This window comes from Sediminispirochaeta smaragdinae DSM 11293 (genome assembly GCF_000143985.1).
GTDB lineage: Bacteria > Spirochaetota > Spirochaetia > DSM-16054 > Sediminispirochaetaceae > Sediminispirochaeta > Sediminispirochaeta smaragdinae.
Genome location: NC_014364.1, coordinates 1,518,512 through 1,537,846 on the forward strand (window position 1 = coordinate 1,518,512; position 19,335 = coordinate 1,537,846).

At 53.5% G+C, this 19,335-nt stretch carries 17 protein-coding genes; 9 read left to right on the plus strand and 8 right to left on the minus strand.

Going from position 1 to position 19,335, the window contains the following annotated elements; translation table 11 throughout:
* Positions 1–10 precede the first annotated feature (10 nt).
* The 4 genes from SPIRS_RS07175 to SPIRS_RS07190 are packed head-to-tail and all read right to left on the minus strand — an operon-like array spanning position 11 to position 4,787.
* Entirely contained in the window at positions 11–1,231 is a 1,221-nt protein-coding gene (locus SPIRS_RS07175) for an aminotransferase class V-fold PLP-dependent enzyme (protein WP_013254012.1), read from the minus strand.
* Complete coding sequence (locus tag SPIRS_RS07180; protein WP_013254013.1) at positions 1,228–2,415, minus strand: trans-sulfuration enzyme family protein; 1,188 nt, start codon at positions 2,413–2,415, stop codon at positions 1,228–1,230. Before SPIRS_RS07180 ends, SPIRS_RS07175 begins: the two co-directional genes overlap by 4 nt.
* Positions 2,412–3,461: an S-methyl-5-thioribose-1-phosphate isomerase gene (gene mtnA / locus SPIRS_RS07185; RefSeq protein ID WP_013254014.1), complete on the minus strand. Its 1,050-nt coding sequence runs from the start codon at positions 3,459–3,461 to the stop codon at positions 2,412–2,414. Before mtnA ends, SPIRS_RS07180 begins: the two co-directional genes overlap by 4 nt.
* A 36-nt stretch (positions 3,462–3,497) precedes the next feature.
* Positions 3,498–4,787, minus strand: coding sequence for an amidohydrolase (locus SPIRS_RS07190; protein ID WP_013254015.1), 1,290 nt, complete (start codon positions 4,785–4,787; stop codon positions 3,498–3,500).
* Positions 4,788–4,910: 123 nt separating this feature from the next.
* Here SPIRS_RS07190 and pncA point away from each other — a divergent pair, with 123 nt between their 5' ends.
* Genes pncA through SPIRS_RS07205 form a run of 3 tightly spaced genes read left to right on the plus strand, consistent with a single transcriptional unit; the run spans position 4,911 to position 7,755 of the window.
* Positions 4,911–5,546 (plus strand): bifunctional nicotinamidase/pyrazinamidase, encoded by a 636-nt coding sequence (gene pncA, locus SPIRS_RS07195; protein ID WP_013254016.1) that lies wholly within the window; start codon positions 4,911–4,913, stop codon positions 5,544–5,546.
* Positions 5,543–7,039: a glucose-6-phosphate dehydrogenase gene (gene zwf / locus SPIRS_RS07200; RefSeq protein WP_013254017.1), complete on the plus strand. Its 1,497-nt coding sequence runs from the start codon at positions 5,543–5,545 to the stop codon at positions 7,037–7,039. The genes pncA and zwf overlap by 4 nt, the downstream gene beginning before the upstream one ends.
* A complete protein-coding gene (locus SPIRS_RS07205; RefSeq protein ID WP_013254018.1) occupies positions 7,036–7,755 on the plus strand; it encodes a 6-phosphogluconolactonase in 720 nt (239 codons plus the stop codon). The genes zwf and SPIRS_RS07205 overlap by 4 nt, the downstream gene beginning before the upstream one ends.
* Here the strand turns inward: SPIRS_RS07205 and SPIRS_RS07210 are convergent.
* From SPIRS_RS07210 to SPIRS_RS07225, 4 genes are read right to left on the minus strand one after another with little or no spacing between them, the layout of a single operon-like run.
* Complete coding sequence (locus SPIRS_RS07210) at positions 7,752–8,090, minus strand: DUF1820 family protein (RefSeq protein WP_013254019.1); 339 nt, start codon at positions 8,088–8,090, stop codon at positions 7,752–7,754. The two genes, SPIRS_RS07205 and SPIRS_RS07210, sit on opposite strands and share 4 nt — an antisense overlap.
* A 58-nt stretch (positions 8,091–8,148) precedes the next feature.
* Positions 8,149–8,748 carry a MarC family protein gene (locus SPIRS_RS07215; RefSeq protein WP_013254020.1) on the minus strand — a complete coding sequence of 200 codons (600 nt, stop codon included), beginning with the start codon at positions 8,746–8,748 and terminating at the stop codon, positions 8,149–8,151.
* A 6-nt stretch (positions 8,749–8,754) separates the two neighbouring features.
* A complete protein-coding gene (locus SPIRS_RS07220; RefSeq protein ID WP_013254021.1) occupies positions 8,755–10,521 on the minus strand; it encodes an HD-GYP domain-containing protein in 1,767 nt (588 codons plus the stop codon).
* A gap of 7 nt (positions 10,522–10,528) precedes the next feature.
* Positions 10,529–11,566, minus strand: a complete 1,038-nt coding sequence (locus SPIRS_RS07225) for a Gfo/Idh/MocA family protein (RefSeq protein ID WP_083771461.1) — start codon at positions 11,564–11,566, stop codon at positions 10,529–10,531.
* A gap of 276 nt (positions 11,567–11,842) precedes the next feature.
* Between SPIRS_RS07225 and SPIRS_RS07230 the strand changes: the two genes are divergently transcribed.
* The 6 genes from SPIRS_RS07230 to SPIRS_RS07255 are packed head-to-tail and all read left to right on the plus strand — an operon-like array spanning position 11,843 to position 19,298.
* Positions 11,843–13,432 carry a bifunctional aspartate carbamoyltransferase catalytic subunit/aspartate carbamoyltransferase regulatory subunit gene (locus SPIRS_RS07230; protein WP_013254024.1) on the plus strand — a complete coding sequence of 530 codons (1,590 nt, stop codon included), beginning with the start codon at positions 11,843–11,845 and terminating at the stop codon, positions 13,430–13,432.
* On the plus strand, positions 13,429–14,124 hold the full coding sequence (locus tag SPIRS_RS07235) for an orotate phosphoribosyltransferase (protein ID WP_013254025.1): 696 nt from the start codon (positions 13,429–13,431) through the stop codon (positions 14,122–14,124). The genes SPIRS_RS07230 and SPIRS_RS07235 overlap by 4 nt, the downstream gene beginning before the upstream one ends.
* Before the next feature lies 1 nt (position 14,125).
* Positions 14,126–15,019 carry an orotidine-5'-phosphate decarboxylase gene (gene pyrF / locus SPIRS_RS07240; RefSeq protein WP_013254026.1) on the plus strand — a complete coding sequence of 298 codons (894 nt, stop codon included), beginning with the start codon at positions 14,126–14,128 and terminating at the stop codon, positions 15,017–15,019.
* Positions 15,009–16,802 (plus strand): dihydroorotate dehydrogenase, encoded by a 1,794-nt coding sequence (locus SPIRS_RS07245; RefSeq protein ID WP_013254027.1) that lies wholly within the window; start codon positions 15,009–15,011, stop codon positions 16,800–16,802. The genes pyrF and SPIRS_RS07245 overlap by 11 nt, the downstream gene beginning before the upstream one ends.
* Complete coding sequence (locus SPIRS_RS07250) at positions 16,792–17,904, plus strand: dihydroorotase (RefSeq protein WP_013254028.1); 1,113 nt, start codon at positions 16,792–16,794, stop codon at positions 17,902–17,904. The genes SPIRS_RS07245 and SPIRS_RS07250 overlap by 11 nt, the downstream gene beginning before the upstream one ends.
* 26 nt (positions 17,905–17,930) lie before the next feature.
* Entirely contained in the window at positions 17,931–19,298 is a 1,368-nt protein-coding gene (locus tag SPIRS_RS07255) for an MATE family efflux transporter (RefSeq protein ID WP_041866008.1), read from the plus strand.
* Positions 19,299–19,335 lie beyond the last annotated feature (37 nt).

Here is a 19,335-nt window from a genome sequence, read left to right on the forward strand (position 1 = left end):
TCCTCCTTGCTTAGCGAAAAAAACGAATACAGTTTTTGATTTCTCTGATGAGGGTCTCTACCTCCTCTTCTGTCGAGTAGATGCCGAAGGAGGCCCGTATGCTCCCGTTCCAGTGCAGCGCGGTGTGAAGGGGATGGGCGCAATGAAGCCCGCCCCGCAGTTCAATTCCCTTACTATCTAAAAAGGTGACGGCGTCATGGGGATGTACCCCTTCGATGTTAAAGGAGACTACACCGCAGTGAGGGCGGCTGGTCACATCGATGATCTGTACCCCGGCAAGGGGTGCAAGGGCGTCGGTACAGGCCTTTGTCAGCATGCATTCGTGGCGGTATATTGCCTCCATCCCGGTTTCCCGCAGAAAATGTAAGGCACTCCCTAAAGCCACGGCTCCACCGATGTCCGGGGTTCCCCCCTCATGGCGGGCGGGCAGGGATGCATACTCAGCCTTCTTTTCGTCGACCCATTGTACCATGCCTCCTCCGAGACGGAAAGGCGGGAGCTTTTCAAGCAGTTTGCGTTTTCCATAGAGGATGCCACAGCCTGTGGTTCCGTAACATTTGTGACCGGAGAAGGCGAGAAAGTCTATGTCCAGTTTCCGCACGGAAAGGGGGATGCGTGCCGCTGCCTGAGCTCCGTCCACAAAGACCCGGGCCCCGCAGGCCTTGGCCCTGGCGATGACCGACTCCATATCGACAACTTCACCGCTGACGTTTGAGAGGGCTGTAACGGCCACGAGACCGCAATCGGCGTCGATGATCTCTTCAAGCTTGCTATAGTCTATGCCCCCCTCCTCGGTAACCGGTATAATGCGAAACGGCACACCAAGCTCTTGGGCCGCCCTTCGCCAGGGGAGAAAGTTGGAATGATGTTCGGCTTGGGTGACGACGATGGCCTTTCCCTTTCCAAGCTGACCTCGGCTCCATCCGTTTGCAGCCATATTAACGGCATCGGTGGTGCCTGCGGTAAAGATAAGCTCTTCGGGGGTTTCGGCATCGATGAAGCGGGCAACCTCTCTGCGTGCCGACTCATAGGCCTCTGAAGCCTGCATCGAAGAGCGATAGCCCCCTGAGTGGATGTTGGCCCGGTAATCGTTCAGGTAGGCTTCCATCGCTTCTATACTACAGCCCAGGCTCAGACTTGTGCCTGCCGAATCTAAATAGATTCGCTCCTCTCCCTCTTTTTGTCGCCCGAAGAAGGGAAAGGCCTTTCGCAGATCCGAGAAACGATTCATGAAAGCCGACCCAGGGCCTGCCCCAGGTCCTCGATGATATCGACAACGCTTTCGAGACCGATGGAGAGCCGTATCATGCTTTCGGTAAGCCCGAACTCGGCAAGATGCTCCCTGTCGTAACCGCGGTGGGTCATGGCAGCGGGAAGTTCTACGAGGGTTTCACAGTCGCCGAGGCTTACGGCAAGGGCCGGAAGTTTCATGGCATCGACCACATGACTTGTGGCAGAGAGATCGCCCGCCACCTCGAAGCTGATCATGGCTCCAAAGCCGCTCATCTGTTTTTTTGCCGTCTCGTGTCCCGGATGATCGGTCAGTCCCGGATAGAGAACCTTAGAGACCTTCGGGTGCTGAAGAAGGAATTTAGCAACTTTTTTTGCATTTTCCTGGTGGCGTTCCATCCTCAAAGAGAGGGTTTTCATTCCGCGAAGCAGGAGCCATGCGTTGAAGGGGCTCATGGTTCCCCCAAATTCGCACATATAACCGAATTTCAGTTCGTGGATGTAATCCATATCCTTTGAAACCGTCACTCCACCCAATACATCACCGTGCCCGCAAAGATACTTTGTCGCACTATGAACCACTGCAAAGGCGCCGAGGTCAAGGGGCCTTTGCAGAAAGGGGGTTGCAAAGGTGTTGTCCACTACGACCTTTGCACCAATGGCTGCCGCCTGTTCGGCGATTTGCCGTATATCGATAATGGAAAGATCGGGGTTGGCTGGTGTTTCGAAGTAGACAAGCTTGGTGTTCTTATCGGCCTTCCGTTCCAGCTCGCCAGGGAGCGTGAGGTCGGCGATGATGGAACGAATTCCGTAGCGGGGCAGGAGCGTCGTTATTACCGAATGGCTTGATCCATAGAGGGTTTTATGCGCCACGACCGAATCCCCCGGTTTCAGGAGACTGAAAAGGGTCGAGCTTATTGCCGCCATCCCCGATGCAAAGGCAACCGCACCGACGCCGTTTTCCAGGTCGGCCATCCTGTTTTCGAAGAGTCTGAGCGTAGGATTGTTTCCCCTGGTGTAGACGTAATCGTCGCTGCGAAAGCTCATAACATCATCCACCGCGGCGATGGAATCGAAGGTGAAGGTACTGGTCATGAAAATAGGCGGATTTAGCGCCTTTTCGGGATTGGGACCAGTGCTTCCTGCGTGGATTTGTCGGGTTTCGAAGCCGTGCCTGGAACTCATCGCAATTCCTCCTGCAAAACCTTCATTGCCTCGGCATAGGGGGGGCGTAGAATGCCCCTGTCCGTGATGATGGCGCTAATATGTGCTCCCGGTGTGACGTCGAAGGCTGGATTATAGACATCGACCGTTTCGGGGGCAATTTGAACACCACCGATATGGGTCACCTCTTCGGCACTACGTTCTTCAATGGGTATCTGGGATCCTGAGGAGATTTCAAAATCGATGGTGGAAACAGGAGCCACGATATAAAACGGAATACCGTGTTCTTTTGCACAGATGGACAACATATAGGTTCCGATCTTGTTACTGGTATCACCGTTGGTGGCAATTCTATCTGCACCAACCATGACAATGTCTATCTTTCCCTGTTGCATGAGAAATGCAGCGGCGTTGTCGGGAATGAGCTTTGCCGGAATACCCTCCTGGACAAGTTCCCATGCGGTAAGCCGTGCGCCTTGGAGTCGGGGGCGTGTTTCATCTGCGTAGACGAAGATGCTTTTGTCCCTGGAATAGGCCTGCCGAATAACCCCCAGGGCGGTTCCCCAACCCGCCGTTGCCAAGGCACCGGTATTACAGTGGGTAAGAATCCTTGCCCCTTCGGGGACCAGTTCGACTCCGTATTCTGCCATTCGGTGATTCGTTTCGATATCTTCTGCGTGGATGAGATCAGCCTCTTTTTTCAGACGCTCGGTAACGGATCTGCTGCCCTTAGCGCTCTCCTTGTCGGCAAGGGTATACATGCGCCTGATGGCCCATCGTAGATTGACAGCGGTGGGCCGGGTTGCCTCGAGAACATCACAGGCCTTCTTCAGTTCGCGTAAAAAGGCCTCACCTTCCAACGTTGAAAGATCCCTTGCCGCAAGATAAACCCCGTAGGCCGCAGTGGCTCCAATTGCGGGAGCTCCCCGCACCACCATATCTCGTATGGCGAACTCCACATCACGGTAATCGCTGCAGACGAAGATTTCGTAGTGTCCCGGGAGCTTACGTTGATCGATAAGGTGAAGAGCCCCCTTCTTAAACGCGATGGTTTCTATGCTTTGCATCTATTCGTTCTCCTCTTTTTATACTTTCTGTCGTCATCAACGCGAAATCAAACGAATTGCCGCCTCTTGTGCTTTTTTGATGATCTCCTCTTCGTCGAGGGTTTCGATTATTCCCCCTGTCATGATCACCTTGCCGTCACAGATAAGGGTGTCGATATCCGAGGGACCGGCTCCGTAAACAACGGCCGCAACCGGATCATGCAGCGGCCGCATGTGGGCCTTGTCCGTTCGCAGCAATAGGAGGTCGGCCGGGGCTCCTTCGCTGAGTGACCCTGCGGCTTCGGCAAGCCCCAATGCCTTTGCCCCTCCCTCGGTGGCTATCTGAAGGGCCTGTGCCGCAGGCATGGCCGTGGGATCACCTGCAACGGCCTTGGCGAGAATAGCCGCGAGATGAATCTCCTCAAGCATGTTTTGATTATTATTGCTTGCCGGACCATCGGTGCCGATGGCAAGGGATACCCCTGCCTCTATCATGGCTGCAGTTGGAGCGAATCCGCTGGCAAGCTTCAGATTGCTCGTCGGATTGTGTACGACATGGACTCCCTTGTCGGCAAGAAGCTCTATATCGGCCTCATCCACATGGACACAATGAGCGGCAATGGCCCTTCCTTCAAAAAGACCTGCCCGTTCGGCGAGAAATATTGGAGAGAGCCCGTAACGCTTTTTACACTCTTCTACCTCGCCGGAGGTTTCAGCCAGATGAATATGCAGCCCGCAACCCAGATCACGGGCCACCTCGGCAGCGGCCGAAAGGCAGTCGCCGTCACAGGTGTAGGGGGCATGGGGCGCAAGGTCCACGACAATTCTCCCATCGGCCTTTCCGTTGTAGCGATCGTAGAATTCCCGAAAGGATTGTAACTTTGGTTTACTTGTTTCCCCGTCGCCGGTAAGGCCCACCCCGATGTTTGCACGGAGGCCTGCTTCGGCTGCTGCGGCCGCTACCTGGTCCATGGAGAAATACATGTCGGCAAAGGCGGTAATCCCGCTATGGATCATCTCCACCATGGAGATAAGGGCCCCGATATGGACATCTTCTTCGCTCATCTTCTCCTCAATGGGCCATACCTTATCTTGAAGCCACTTCATCAGTTCAAGATCATCGGCAAGATTTCTGAGAAGACTCATGGAGACGTGGGTGTGGGCGTTAACCAAGCCGGGAAGGGCAAGGGCACCCCCTGCGTCAATGACGCGGTCGGGAGAAAAACTCTTCGGAATTTCTCCTATACTCCGGATGGTGCCTTCCCCGATTGCAATGCTGCCTCGGAGGAACTCTGCTCCTCCATTCTTCCACTGCATGATTTCGCAATTTTTGATTTCGATCTTCATCTGTTCCCCTTCGGCGGTATGCCTTTCTTGAAAATATCACCGATGGCAACGGAGGTCAAACTATCCTTCTTTCACCCATCTACCAACCTGGCAATGAACAGGGCTTTGGTGTATGATGGAGACATGAGTGCAAGCGCATTAATATTAATTGATATTCAGAACGATTTTTGTCCCGAAGGTGCCCTGGCCGTTACGGACGGGGATGCAATTGTCCCACCTATCAACCGTCTGCTTGACTCCCCCGGCCGTTCGGGATTCGGGAAGGTGGTGGCTACCGCCGATTGGCACCCCTTAGGCCATATTTCCTTTGCCTCCACCCATGAGGGGAAAAAGGTCAATGATCGGATAGAGGCCAACGGTATCACCCAAAATTTATGGCCGGTTCACTGTGTGGCAGGAACGCCTGGAGCCGATTTTCATCCCGTCCTGGATATCGACAGGGCCGATCTGATACTAAGAAAAGGAACCTCCCTCCATCTCGATTCGTACTCGGCCTTTTTCGAAAACGACGGAAAGACCCCTACCGGACTTCATGGCTATCTGCAAACCTGCGGAATCGATACGGTTTTTCTTGCGGGCCTTGCCCTGGACTGGTGTGTCTTTTTTTCAGCCCTTGATGCCCTTGCCCTTGGGTATAAAACGACGATACTGCAGGATCTTTGCAGGCCTGTCGATCAGCCTGCGGGTTTTTCCGATAAGCGGGTAGGGGAACTCAGGATGAAGGGTGTCCTCGTCAGTACATCGGAGAGCTTGATATGACAGAATGCGATGTCGAGGAGGCTGTTCCCGTCTCTCCTTTTTCGCTCATCATTTTTGGAGGCGCTGGGGACCTGAGCAGGAGGAAACTTTTTCCCACCCTGTTCAATGCCTTTAGCTCGGGAGAATTCCCTCAAACCTTTTCCATTGCTGCCTATGGACGGCAGGAACTGGATGACGGCCAATTTCGCTCTCTTGTACGTCAGTCTATTGAGGAGGAGTGCCCCGATCATCGGGCTGACGATCTCGACAGCTTTCTTTCCCGCCTCTATTTCCTTTACGGCCATTTTGAGAAGGCGGAGGGCTACGATCGTCTTGCGACGCTCATCGAATCTTTCCCCGATGCCGAACAGCTGCTCTACTATCTGGCTGTTCCCGAGGCAAGTTACGAAACCATTATCAATCAGATTGCCGCCTCTTCTCTGCCGACGGAAGCCGGGCGGGTGAAAATCATCATCGAAAAACCCTTTGGAAAGGATCTTTCCGGCGCCCGAAGGCTGAATATCCTTGTTGCCTCCGCCTTTCGGGAGGAGCAGATCTTTCGTATGGATCACTATTTGGGGAAGGAGACGGTTCAGAATATCAGCTTCTTCCGTTTTGCCAATGGTATTTTTGAGCCGATATGGAACCGCAACGGGATCGATTCTGTACAGATCACCGTGGGGGAAGATATCGGCATCGGCCATCGCGGAGGTTTCTACGAAAGGACCGGAGCAATCAGGGATATCTTTCAGAACCATCTCTTGCAGCTGCTTGCTCTTGTTGCAATGGAGCCTCCTACCGATTTTCACGCCGAACGGGTCAGGGATGAGAAGATCAAGGTGCTCCGCTCGCTTCGTCCCGTCTCCGTCGACGAGGTTGCCGACTGCTCGGTGGTTGGGCAGTATGCTGCGGGGAGCATTGCAGGTAAAAAGGTGCCGGGCTATCGCGAGGAGGACCGAGTCGATTCCGCCTCTGTCGTTCCCACCTTTTTCGCTGCAAAGGTCTATATCGATTCCTGGCGCTGGGCAGGGGTTCCCTTCTACCTGCGTACCGGTAAGCGTTTCCCTGTAAAGGGAACGGAGATCATCTTACAGTTCAAGCAACCCCCGCTTAAGCTTTTCCGCGACGACTGCAACCCCTTAGAACCCTCGTTTCTCAGGATTGTTATTCAGCCGGAGGAGATGATTGATCTGCATATCGGCGTAAAATACCCGGAAGCCGCCAATATGCTCTATCCCGTAGACCTTCGCTTCAGTTATAGAGAAACCTTCGGGACCCGGGCCATCCCTCCCTACAGGAGGCTTATCCTCGATGCCATGCGGGGAGATGCCTCGTTGTTTGTTCGTCAGGATGATGTGGAGGCTTCCTGGTCCTTTACCGATCCGTTTGTTAGCTACTGGGAGTCTCGGGATTCGATTCCGTTCTATCCCGCAGGAACCTGGGGGCCTGGTGAGGCCCACGATTTGATCGAACGAGAAGGCAGGCACTGGATAGAGCCTCTGGGGGTAAAATGAATTTTCTTGCGGTACAAGATGCCGATCATGCGGCGCGACTAATCTATGGGCGTATCGAAGCCTTGGTTTCCGCTTCCCAATACCCCGTCGTTGTTGCCGTGCCCGGAGGAACTTCTCCCTTACCGCTGTTCCATCTTTGGCGGGATGAAGGGAAGAGCAGGGGAACCTCCTTCTGGGAGCCCCTGGTTTTGATACAGGCCGATGAGCGCATCGTGCCTCAGACCCACCCCGACAGTAATGCCCGCCTTATTCGGGAACACCTGACAGGCGGCTGGAAAGGGCTTGAACAACGCTTTCATCCTTTTCCGCCCGATGCCGATCCTCGCGATTTTCTTGTTCAGGTGCTCGGTTCAGGATCTCAAGGTTCTGATGAGCGGCTTGCGCCACCGACCTTGACGCTTCTCGGGCTTGGGAACGATGGCCATGTCGCCTCCCTCTTTCCCTGTTGTCCCGCCGATTGGAAGCGGCGCGAAGAGGCCTTTATCTCCGAATCCCCCAATCATCCCCATCGCCGCATTACCCTCTCTTTTCCCTGGATCAATGCCGGTTCCGAGATAGTGCTCCTTGCGTTGGGTGAAAAAAAACGAACCGCCATCGCTCGCTTCCTTTCGGGCGACGATAGCGTTCCAGCCGTCTCTCTTGCCCTGAATAAGCTCACCCTTGTTTCCGATATTGTTTCTTCTGATGGAAGATTAATAGGGCCTGGAGTCGTTTAGGCTTCCGGCTCTTCATCCTGGTCATCCTTGCCTTCATCCTCGTTTTCGATGAGGTGAAAAGGGGTGACCTTGTGCCGTAAACCGAGTTCGTCGGCAGGATCGCTCTCTTTTAACTCCTCTATGAGGGAGACGGTCTGAAAAGGGATCATGATATGGTCTGCTTCCCCGAAGGCCTTTGTGAGTTCATCCCGACTGGGATCGATGATGAGGCCGTTGCTTTCCGGAAGGATAAGCCCTTTCATGGAGACGAAGTAGGGATGAGTCAAATCAAGACTGGTCGCCTTTATGGCAACCTCTTTTTTGTTCCAGGTAAAATGAATTCGGTACACAGACATCACCGAGCCTCCATAAAAAAAGATGGTAGCAGATTGTTCTTGCTTGGCCAATAGCGCGTCACAGCGAGGAAACGAACGAGGCAATTCCGCTGAGGAGCATCTGTATTGCCATGGTGGTGAGAATCATTCCCATCAGCCGCTCGATCGCCTTAATTGCACGGGGTCCGAGAAGTTTGCTCAAGGTTTCGGCACTGATGAGGATAAGTGCACTGAGACTCCAGGCGATGAGAAGGGCGAGAAACCAGAGAAGTATTTTCTCCGGTGCCTGAGTGGAAAAAAGGATGACCATTGCCATCGCGGAAGGGCCGGCGACCAGGGGGACCGCAAGAGGCACAACAATAGGTTCACTTTCCGGCTGCTGTTTGTCTCCTCCGCCGCCTGTTGGAAAGATCATTTTCACCGCAATGAGAAACAGAATCGTTCCCCCCGATATGCTTAAGGCCGGTTCGGTGATCTGCATTCCCTCAAGAATATATTTTCCAAAGAAGAGAAAGAGCATAAGAATGACGAGGGCGATAAGCATTTCACGAATGATAATCTTTTTTCTTCGTCGCTGGGGAACCGAGGCGAGGACCGAAAGAAATGTTGCAATGTTTCCGAAGGGGTCCATGATGAGGAATAGTGTTGCGGCGGCTCCATAGAGGGTAAGAGGACTCATAGTTTGTCACACCTCTTTGTGGGTTTCGTAGAAAGCGAGTATCTCGGGCAGTGTGGTCTCGAAGGCCTCCACCACCACAGGATCAAAATGACTACCCTTGCCGTTTCGTATGATTCCTAGGGATTTTTCCACAGAAAAGGGCTCTTTATACGAACGCCTGCTTGTCAATGCATCGAATACATCGGCAATGGCGGTAATTCTTCCCGCAAGGGGAATGGATTCCCCCCTCAATCCGTCGGGATAGCCGCTGCCGTCCCATTTCTCATGATGACTTTTGATGATGTCGATGGCGGTCCTCAGCAGTGAATGCTCCATCGTTTTCCGCAAGCCTCTGTCCATCGACCAAATCACCTCTTCTCCTATGGTGACATGACTTTCCATGATGTTTCGTTCTGCAGGGGTGAGAGGTCCCGGCTTTAACAGAATGGAATCAGGGATACCTATCTTACCGATATCGTGGAGGGGGGCAAACCAGAGTATTTCCCGGATGAACCTGGGCGATATCGAGTAGGTTCCCGAATTAAGAATCTGGCGGGCGATAAGATAGCTGTAACGGGCCATTCGAAGAATATGAAGGCTCGTTTCGTTATCTTTTTTTTCCGTCAGCTTTACGAAGGCGGTGGCAGATTCTGCTACGACCTGCTGAAGGACAAAGGTGTAGTAAAGGTTCTGCTTTATGGTATAGGCGATTCTTTTCGCATGATATGCATGGTTCTTACGGTATGCATCTTTCAACCTGCTCGAGATAAAAAAGAAGCCGACGCATCGAGTTTCGAAGAACAGCGGAACGGTTATGCTCGCCCTGATCCCCTCTTCGAGAATCTTCCCGGTCGATATCGATGCATGTACTGTCTTGTAATGAGCCTCAAGATCGTTAATGATCCTCGGCTCTTTCTGTGCGATGACCCTGGCCAGGGTTGTGCTGTTTATGTGCTCCGTAAACCCAGGTTCGAGCACGACTTTTTCCATGGAACTGATGGCCGCCTCTGCAATGACGATTCCCTGGGTATCGAGAAAGGCAACCGAAATGCGATCGCATGGAATTTTATCCCCTATTAGCTCCTTTACCATGGGAAGGAGCGCTTCGATGTTTGTCTGTAGCTCCATCTCCCGCAGGGTTCGATCCTGATCGATCTGTTCGGTGAAACGCCTGACCGCCTCGTTTAAGCGCCGCCCCTCTTCCCATTTCGGGGGAATGAGTTCAAGTCGATCCTGCTCATAGTTGAGAACCTGTTGCATAGACTCAAGACCTCTGCCAATCTGTCCGTAGAAGTAGTGTGTCGCACTCCTGAGGCTCAGGGTTACCACAAGAAGAATGACGATAGCCGCCAGGTTGAGGATGATATCAAGGGCTGCGATGGAGATGAGCCACTTTCTGTTTTGATAAAAACGGGTGGACAGGTTTCGTGCAACAGAACCGACCACATCGACGGCTTGATCAAAACTTATGCTCCCCTCCTTCAGCTTCGCCACAAGGCCATGTAGATCGTCTGTCGGCTCGGCTCTTCCCCTTGTAATCGCCGGGGTTTCGGAAAGGGCGTCCAGACGCTCCTCAAGGCGGTCGAAACTTCGCTGCTCCGGCGGCATAAGTCTGATATGGTGCAATTCAGTGATTACCCCGTTGACCTTATTCAGGGCCGCCCGGTAGTCGGTACCCATTGTCTCAAATCTTACGGCGGTAACCGAAAAAATGATGACCAGCACTAGGATGAAGAGCAATAAAAAAAGCAAAAGGTAAAGGCGGCGTGTTGTCAAACTCGAAAGTGTTTTCATATGTAGACTATACGGTCTCCCATTTCCCTTGTTCGGCTGCCCTGAAAAGGGCCAATATGACGGCGGTGTTATGCCTGCTGTTTTCCAGAGGCACAGGTACCTCTCTTCCTGTTCGGATGGCTTCGGAGAAGGCCTCCAGTTCGAGGGTGTACTGATCTACAGCGTCGAAAGAGATCGTCTGTAGCTGTTTATCCGCTTTCGTGCCGGAGAGTAGAATAGTGGCCTTTTCCGTGGGGGAAGGGTTGAAAGGCATGGGAATCTCAAGCGTTCCCTTTGTTCCGAAAAACCGAATATGCTGATAACTGTTTGTCTGTGTTCCGCAGATGAAAGAGAATTGCCCGGAAGGGAATTTCAGTATGGCCGATGCAAGTCGATCGATACCGAATTGGGGGTCGCTTTCCACGATCGCACAGACCGATTCTGGCTCTTCTCCAAAGAAGAGACGGCTGGTGAAAACCGGATACACACCGATGTCCCACAAACCTCCTCCTCCCTTGTTGTACATGTTCCTGACATTTTGAGGATTATCGTTGTAATAGGTAAAACTTCCCTGACCTCCGGTCAGCGTCCCCAGGACTCCTTCATTTTTCAGTTTTACGGCAGCCTCCCACTGAGGATGGCTTTTTACCATGAAGGCTTCACCAATCTTCATTCCTGTTTTGTCTCTGGTTCTGATTATCGCATCGATCTCCTCCAGAGAAAGGGCGATGGGCTTTTCACACAATACGTGCTTGCCTGCCTCCATTGCCGCGATCGCCCATTGTGCATGGAGATGATTTGGCAAGGGAATGTAGAGTGCATCGATGTCGGGATCCTGCAGCAGCGCTTCATAGCTCCCGTAATAGTTCTTTATGCCGAGGAATTCGGCCGCTTCCTGCGCCTTTTCTTCCGATCTGCTGGCAATGGCTGTTATTTCAAGCTGTCTGGATTTCTGAGCCGCGGGAATAACACTTTTTTGTGCAATATTTGCGGCACCGAGGACTCCCCATCTGATTTTCTCGTTGATTGTTTTCATAGGTAAAGTATAACCAATCTCTCCGATCATGCAAGCTTCTCTCCGATTTTACGGAGACAACGTCGTATAGGATTGGTATAGGATAAGGATGTGGAATAAGGAAGGGACTTGCAAAAAAATGTGTTTCTCGGGTATACTCCTCCTATATATGGGTCAAGCAAGGATAATGCGGAGTATAGGCAACGAAAAGCATCCGGTGGGAAACGGGATGCATCTTCCGTCCTGTTTTTCCGATGAATTTTTTATGATTAATCAACCGGCCGTTGTGCCGGTTTTTTTTTGCCCCAATGTTATTAAGGAGGAAGGATGAATACCAATACGTTTCAGGGGAGGACCCTGGCAGTTATCAGGGACTTCAGTCAGGAAGAACGGCTTTATCTTTTTTCGCATACTCGAAGATTGAAGCAGGCACTTTTGGAGGGCGACAGGAAAACCGTCGATGAGTATCGTATCGACGACGGCGACTTCGGTATCTACGAGGTATTTCTGGAGGACAGTACTCGGACAAAGGAGTCGTTCAAAAATGCGGCCCAGTTTCATGGAGTCAAACTCAACAGCCTCGATGTCGGACACAGCTCCATCAATAAAAAAGAGAGCTATGCCGATACCTTCAATACCCTTTGCGGCTATGATAATAAGATCTTTATTGTCCGCAGTACCTTGGAAGGGGTTTGCCGATGGCTTGAAGAAAACGGAAAGGAGTTTGCTCGCCGGAACGGACTTTCCGTGCCCCCCGCCTTCATCAATGCCGGAGACGGTAAGCACGAACATCCGACTCAAGAGCTGCTCGATGAGTTCAGCTTCCTTGAACAGCTTGATTGGGACGAATCCAGGCTGCATATTGCCCTTGTAGGAGATTTGTATCACGGCAGAACGGTTCACTCGAAGGTCGACGGTTTAAAGCTCTTTGGTTCGGTCTCGGTTGATCTGATTGCACCGAAGGAACTTGCCATGCCCGAATACTATGTCAGGAAAATGGAAGAGAACGATTTTGCTGTCCGCACTTTTTCTTCCATCGAAGAGTATCTTTCCCAATCGAATACGGCACCGATCTGGTATTTTACCCGTCCACAGTTAGAACGAATGGGTGACGATATTCTGAAACGGCAGGATGAACTCCGCAGCAAAATCGTTTTTCGAAGGGAGTTCCTTTCTAAAATCGCTGACGGAACGAAATTTTATCATCCCCTTCCCCGACACAAGGAGCACCCGACCATTCCCACCTTCCTTGACGATACCGAGCTCAACGGCTGGGAGAATCAGTCGATCAACGGGAAATTGATCCGTATCGTACTGCTCTCTCTCATCGCCGGAAAAATCGGACACGATTTTGTCCCTAAGGCAGAAAAGCCTCTTGCTTCGGTCGATGATGAGCCCTTCCTTCAGGATGTCCCCGTTGCCCAGGATGGGCCGCCGAAACAGTATGCCGAGGGGGTAAATCCTATCTCAGACGGTATCGTGATCGATCATATTTGCCGGGGGGACAGCGAGCAGGAGATCAGAGAGCATATGGCACGAATCATCGGGGTGCTCAAGCTCTACGGAAAGGGCGGCGAGTGGGTAACCAGCAGCCGCATCGCTCCCGGTACCATGAAAGGAATCATTTTCCGCCCCGGTTTCTCGGGTTTTGACGGGAAGCAAATGAAGCAGCTTGCGGCCATCGCGCCGGGGAGCACCCTCAACATCATCCATGAAAGCAGGGTGGTCAAAAAACTGCGGCTGCACATGCCGCCGCGGATCTACAATTTCGACACCATCAGTTGTAGTAATACGGCATGTATCAGCCACCCCTCAAACGGTGAGTCGGTCCCTGCCGAGTTTTTCCGGGTTGCAGGAGATATTTTCGTATGCAAATATTGCGAGAAGCCACACACCTTCAAGGAGATCTGGAAATGAACAGCAGGCATAAAGCACATGAATATGCGGTTGCTCTCGCAGAGGCAAGCCTTACCATAGGGGCAATCCGCCTGAGCCCCGAGAAACCCTTTCTCTGGGCGTCCGGCTATCATATGCCGATTTATAATGATAACCGAATGCTGCTTTCTTCTTGGGAATCCCGAAACCTGGTGGCATCTGCCTTTCGTCTCATGCTCGAAGAGGAAGACGGCTTCGACATCATCGCCGGTACAGCTACCGCAGGAATCCCCCATGCAACTACGCTGGCCGATCTGCTCAGGCTTCCTCTGGTCTATGTCCGTTCTTCATCCAAGGGCCACGGCATGGGCAACCGGATAGAAGGGATTGCATCCCCGGATGATCTTGCGGCCAAGCGCCTCGTTTTGGTAGAGGACCTTATATCCACCGGCGGCAGCAGTATTGCCGCCCTTAATGCCCTTCGGGAATGCGGGGCCGAGGTACCCCTCTGCCTCGCCATCTTTTCCTACGGCCTGGATAAGGCGGCCGATGCCTTCTCGACCTTAGATCCGGCATGCCGCTGCCATCCCATTCTTGATTACAACACGCTTATCGACGTGGCCCGCCGCCGTGGTGATATTGATTCGGAAGAAGAGAAGCAACTTCGCAGCTGGAGAAGCGATCCCTTTGGATGGGGAGAAAAAAACGGTTTCCCGCCGAAAAAAGGAGAGTGAGATGTATATAGAGTCATTGCGTACAAGTGCGCAGAAACAGGGCAATATCGTCTGTCTCGGATTGGATCCGCTGCCCGAGCACTTTCCCTTTGAAGAGCTTCCTCCGGCCCAACGGGTGATAAAGACCTTCGAAACCCTTTTTGACCGTATGATCACCCGTTCGCTCTATCCCGCTGCCTTTAAGCCGAATATCGGTTATTATCATCGGCTGGATCGGCCTCGTGAGGGAAATTTTTCGGGAAGTAAGACCCTTGCACAGGTCTTGACGATGATCGAGGAAGCCTTTCCCGGTGTTCCCGTCATCCTCGACGCAAAGCGGGGAGACATTGCAAGCAGCAGTGCGAACTATGCCCAGGAGGCCTTTGCCTGCTGGAAGGCCGATGCTGTGACAGTAGCCCCCTACATGGGCAGTGATTCCACCGGTCCCTTTGTCTCCTGGTGCGAAAAGGGAAAGGGGGTCTATATCCTGAACCGTACCAGTAATCCCAGTGGCGCGGAGCTCCAGAACTTGGAACTTCGTGACGATGCGGGAGGACTTGCTCCGCTCTACATGACGGTAGCCCGGGCCATAGCCGAGAGCGCCGCTCGCTTTCCCGGCTGCGGGGCTGTGGTCGGGGCTACCAATCCCCAGGAGCTTGGCCGTCTCTCCGCTTTTTACGCATCGAAGCAGGTTCCTCTCCTTATTCCCGGTGTCGGCGGCCAGGGGGGCAGTGCCGGGGTGACGGTCCGCACGCTTTCGCAAAGCGGCTATCCCATCGATCTTGCACGAATAAACTCATCCAGCGGTATCACCCATCCCTGGGTGAAGCAGAAACTTGCTCCTCCCCCGGATTGGGATAGGCTTTCCACCGATGCCCTTGCCCGGCTCATTGAGGAGATCAGCCGTGAGTTCTGAGAAAGATCGCTTCGGCCTTTCCTGGCCGAAAGATGCCGGCAGCAGGCGGGAGGCGCTTCGAAGTCGGCTCGGTTGCGGCGAAGGGCGTTTCGGTGGTTTTGCCACGGTAAGCGGTATCCTCTCAACCCGCCCTGAGATGATTCGGGAACTCGATCGCCGTATCCCCGGTTTGGTGATGATTACCACCAAGAGCTACCAGCTTGTCCCGAATCCGGGGAACCGGGAGCCTATCATCGTCGAGACCTCCGCAGGCTCTTTTGGAAACGCCGTAGGTCTGCGCAATCCCGGGATGGAAAAGGCTCTCGAAGAACTGATTCGCCTCAGAAGTTCCTGGAAGATGCGTGCGCTGCTGAACGTAAGCCTCTCCGGCAGCAGCCCGGAGGAGTTCGTTCGTCTTGCCGAGGGCTTTTCCCCTGTTGCGGACACCCTTGAACTCAACTTTTCCTGTCCCCATGCTGCGCCGGGCTACGGCATGAGTATCGGGGTCGATCCTGAGCTTGTGGAGCGTTACGTCAAGGCAATCCGTGAGGTGACGGACCTTCCGCTTCTTCCAAAGCTCACGCCCAACACCGAGGATATCGGGGCTGTGGCTGAAGCGGCAATGAGGGCGGGGGCCGACGGCCTTGTTGCGGTCAACACCTTCGGACCCGAGCTCTACATCGAAAAACACTCCGGTAAGCCGATACTGATGAACATCCACGGAGGAAAGGGCGGAAAGTCAGGACGTTGGATTCACCGCGAGGCCGTGGAAAAGGTTCGGAGCATCAGAGAGCAGGTCGGGGCAGATCCCCTTATCATCGGTATGGGCGGGGTCGAAGATGCGACGGGCGTGATCGCCATGCGGGAGGCCGGGGCCGATGTCGTTGGCATCGGCAGCGCCTTTGCCATGGTGAGGCCTGAAGATTGGGAGGGATGGTTCGAGGAACTTGCCCCCTCGGATGGGGCAGAAAAAAACGGACGTACGGCTGTTCCAAGGATAGAAAAGCCTCAGATGGTCTATCGTCCCTATCGGATACGCTCGGCGCGGTCGGGAATCGGGGGCTTGCGTCGAATCACCCTCGACGGAAGGGTTCCCTTTGAGGCCGGGCAGTTTGTGTTCCTCTGGATTCCCGGAGTAGGGGAGAAGCCCTTTTCCGTCGCCCTTTCCGATCCTCTCACCTTTTTGGTTCGTGAGCGGGGCGAGATGACCCGTGCTCTCTGTGCCCTGGAAGCGGGGGATACCCTGTACATGCGGGGAATGTACGGCAGCGGCGCAAGGCTTCCTGCTACCCGGCGGGCCTGGATCCTTGCCGGGGGAACGGGACTTGCCGTGGTTCCCACCCTTGCCTCTGCCCTATCCGGCAGGGGAAGCAAGCTTTCGATTTTCATGGCCCTTTCCGATCGGGAAGCGGCGGCAGGGACGATGCGTGATGCCGACACCCTCTTTTCCAAAGAACTTTCCGCTTTGGGATCATACCAGGTGGTTCAGGACGATGGGGTGATCGGCAGGGCTGTCAAGGTTTTCGCCGGCGAGCTTGCTGCAGAGGGATCGGCGGCGGAGAGTGCCCTTTATGTTATCGGCCCGGCCCCCTTCATGGAGGCCGCAGCAGCAACAGGCCGGGCCGCCGGGATTCCTGCGGATCGAATCAGCCTCAGCATAGAGACATCCACCCGTTGCGGTGTGGGGCTCTGTGGCGAATGTGTCTGTGCCGGAAAGCTCACCTGCAGAGAGGGAACCTTTTTCACCCTTACCGAGCTTGAGGTGCGGGGCGTAAAGCCGGGAGATTTTTCCGATGATCATTGATCCTCATGTTCACCTTCGCGACTGGGAACAGATAGACAAGGAAAGCCTGTACCACGGCATGGAGAGTGCCATGCTCTGCGGGGTCTCTGCCCTTTTCGATATGCCCAACTGTCAGCCGCCTTTAATCGACGAGTATCATATCCGCAGGCGACTTTCCGATGCCGCAGGGGCCGCAGAGATGCTCTCTGCACGTACCGGAAAATCCGCGCCCTTTTATGCCCTTTACGGGGGGCTTACTTCTGACGGAGACCAGGTTGCCGAGATGGTAGCCCTCTGGCGGGAACTTTTCCCCCGGCTCATCGGTATGAAGCTTTTTGCCGGTCGATCAACCGGCTCTCTGGCCGTTGTTGAAAAAGAACGGCAAGAAGCGATTTGGAAACGTCTTGCCCGGGAATCATATAAGGGCCTTGTAGCGGTCCATTGCGAAAAGGAGGGGCTCTTTTCCCCTGAGCTTTGGGACCCTGCGAAGCCTTCCACCCACTCCCTGGCCCGTCCTGAGGAGGCGGAAGTTGCTTCGGTCGCCGATCAGATAGCATCCGCACGACTGGCCGGCTTTTCCGGAACACTTCATATTTGCCATATCTCCTCACCTGAGGCCCTTCACCTGGTTGAAGAGGCAAGGAAGGCCTCGGCTGCCGGCGAGCTTTCCTTTCGCATCACATGTGGGGCGACCCCTCACCATCTGCTTCTGGACAGCTCACTGGTTCCGGAGGGAGAAGAGGGGCTGCTTTTTAAGGTCAATCCCCCCTTACGCTCTCCCGAGAGCAGGAGCGTGCTTTGGAATGCTCTTGTGAACGGACGAATCGATTGGATCGAGAGCGATCATGCACCCCACCGTATCGATGATAAGCGGAAGGGCTTTGCTTCCGGCCTTCCATCCTTGGTTGCCTGGCCCCTCCTCATAAGGGAGATGCGGCGAGTCGGTACGACAGAGGAGAAGATCGAGATGCTCACCGCCGGGAATGCTATCCGCTGTTTCGGCCTTGAGTCCGGGGAGTTGTCCGACTATTCAAAGGAAAGCGCAGGACCGGATGATGCAGCCATTCACGCCCTTTGTGGACGTTATGAGGCAAATGCTTGGAGTAGATACTTGACCTTCTGATCTACTCCGGTGCAAAGTGGGCGGATATGGACAGATCAAAAATGATGGGCACGGGGAGTATACCTCGCCTCTTGCTCAACTTCTCACTGCCTGCCATCGCCGGCATGATGGTACAGGCTACCTATAACATCGTAGACAGAATCTACATCGGAAACGGGATTGGCCCCATGGGAATTGCCGGTGCCACCGTGGGTTTTCCCGTTATGCTCGTTATTATGGCCTTTGGTATGTTGATCGGAATCGGTGGAGCGTCGGCACTCTCTATCGCCCTGGGGAAAAATGACCGGGAGTTTGCCCGCAAGATACTGGGGAACTCCTTTACACTGCTGATCATTGTCTCTCTTCTGCTTATGGTCCTTGGGTTGATCTTTCTTGATCCCATGTTGAAGCTTTTCGGGGCCAGTGAACAATCGCTTCCCTATGCCAGGGATTATCTGAGCGTTATCCTGCTCGGTGTCCTGGTCAATCAGATTGGATTCGGTCTCAATAACTTTATTCGAGGCGAAGGAAATCCTCGGGCGGCCATGATCACCATGCTGATTGGGGCGGGAATCAACATCATCCTTGATCCTGTTTTTATCTTTGTGCTCGATATGGGGATTCGCGGAGCAGCCATAGCAACGGTTATCAGCCAGTTTGTCAGCAGCCTTTGGGTCCTCAGCTACTTCTTCGGTCCGAAAAGTGTTCTCTCCATCACCCTTGCCGGGATGCGTTTGGATCGGACCACCGTGTTGCGAATATTTGGACTCGGCAGTGCCCCCTTTGTTATGCAGCTGACCTCCAGCGTGTTTAACATGATTCTCAACAACCAACTGCAACGATACGGTGGTGATCTTGCGATTAGCAGCATGGGGATCATCTATTCCATACTCATGTTCATTATGATGCCTATTTTCGGCCTGAACCAGGGAGCCCAGCCTCTGATCGGCTACAACTACGGAGCACGTTCCTTCGCCCGCGTACGGCATACCATTTGGCTTGCCATCTTTGCCGCCACGGCAATTACCAGCCTCGGCTTCTGCCTTGCCCAGCTTTTTCCCTCAAAGCTGATCGCTTTCTTTGCTCCGGGGAACGATAACCTTCTTGCCATGGCCGTTCCTGCCATTAGGAAATTCTTTCTGATGTTGCCGTTAGTGGGGTTTCAAGTGGTTTCCTCCAACTATTTTCAAGCCACCGGCCAGCCTCAGAAGGCTATGATTCTTTCCATGAGTCGTCAGGTGCTGTTCCTCATTCCGCTTATTGTTTTTTTGCCCTCGTTTCTCGGATTGAACGGAATTTGGTTTGCGCCCCCTATTTCCGATTTTCTTGCCGCGATGGTCACCGGATTTTTCTTTTTGCGAGATCTTGCACTGTTAAAAAAAGAACCGCTTTTCACCGAGGCGCAAAACGGGTAGAATAGCGTGCGACTGGACTTTACGATTCTGACCAGAA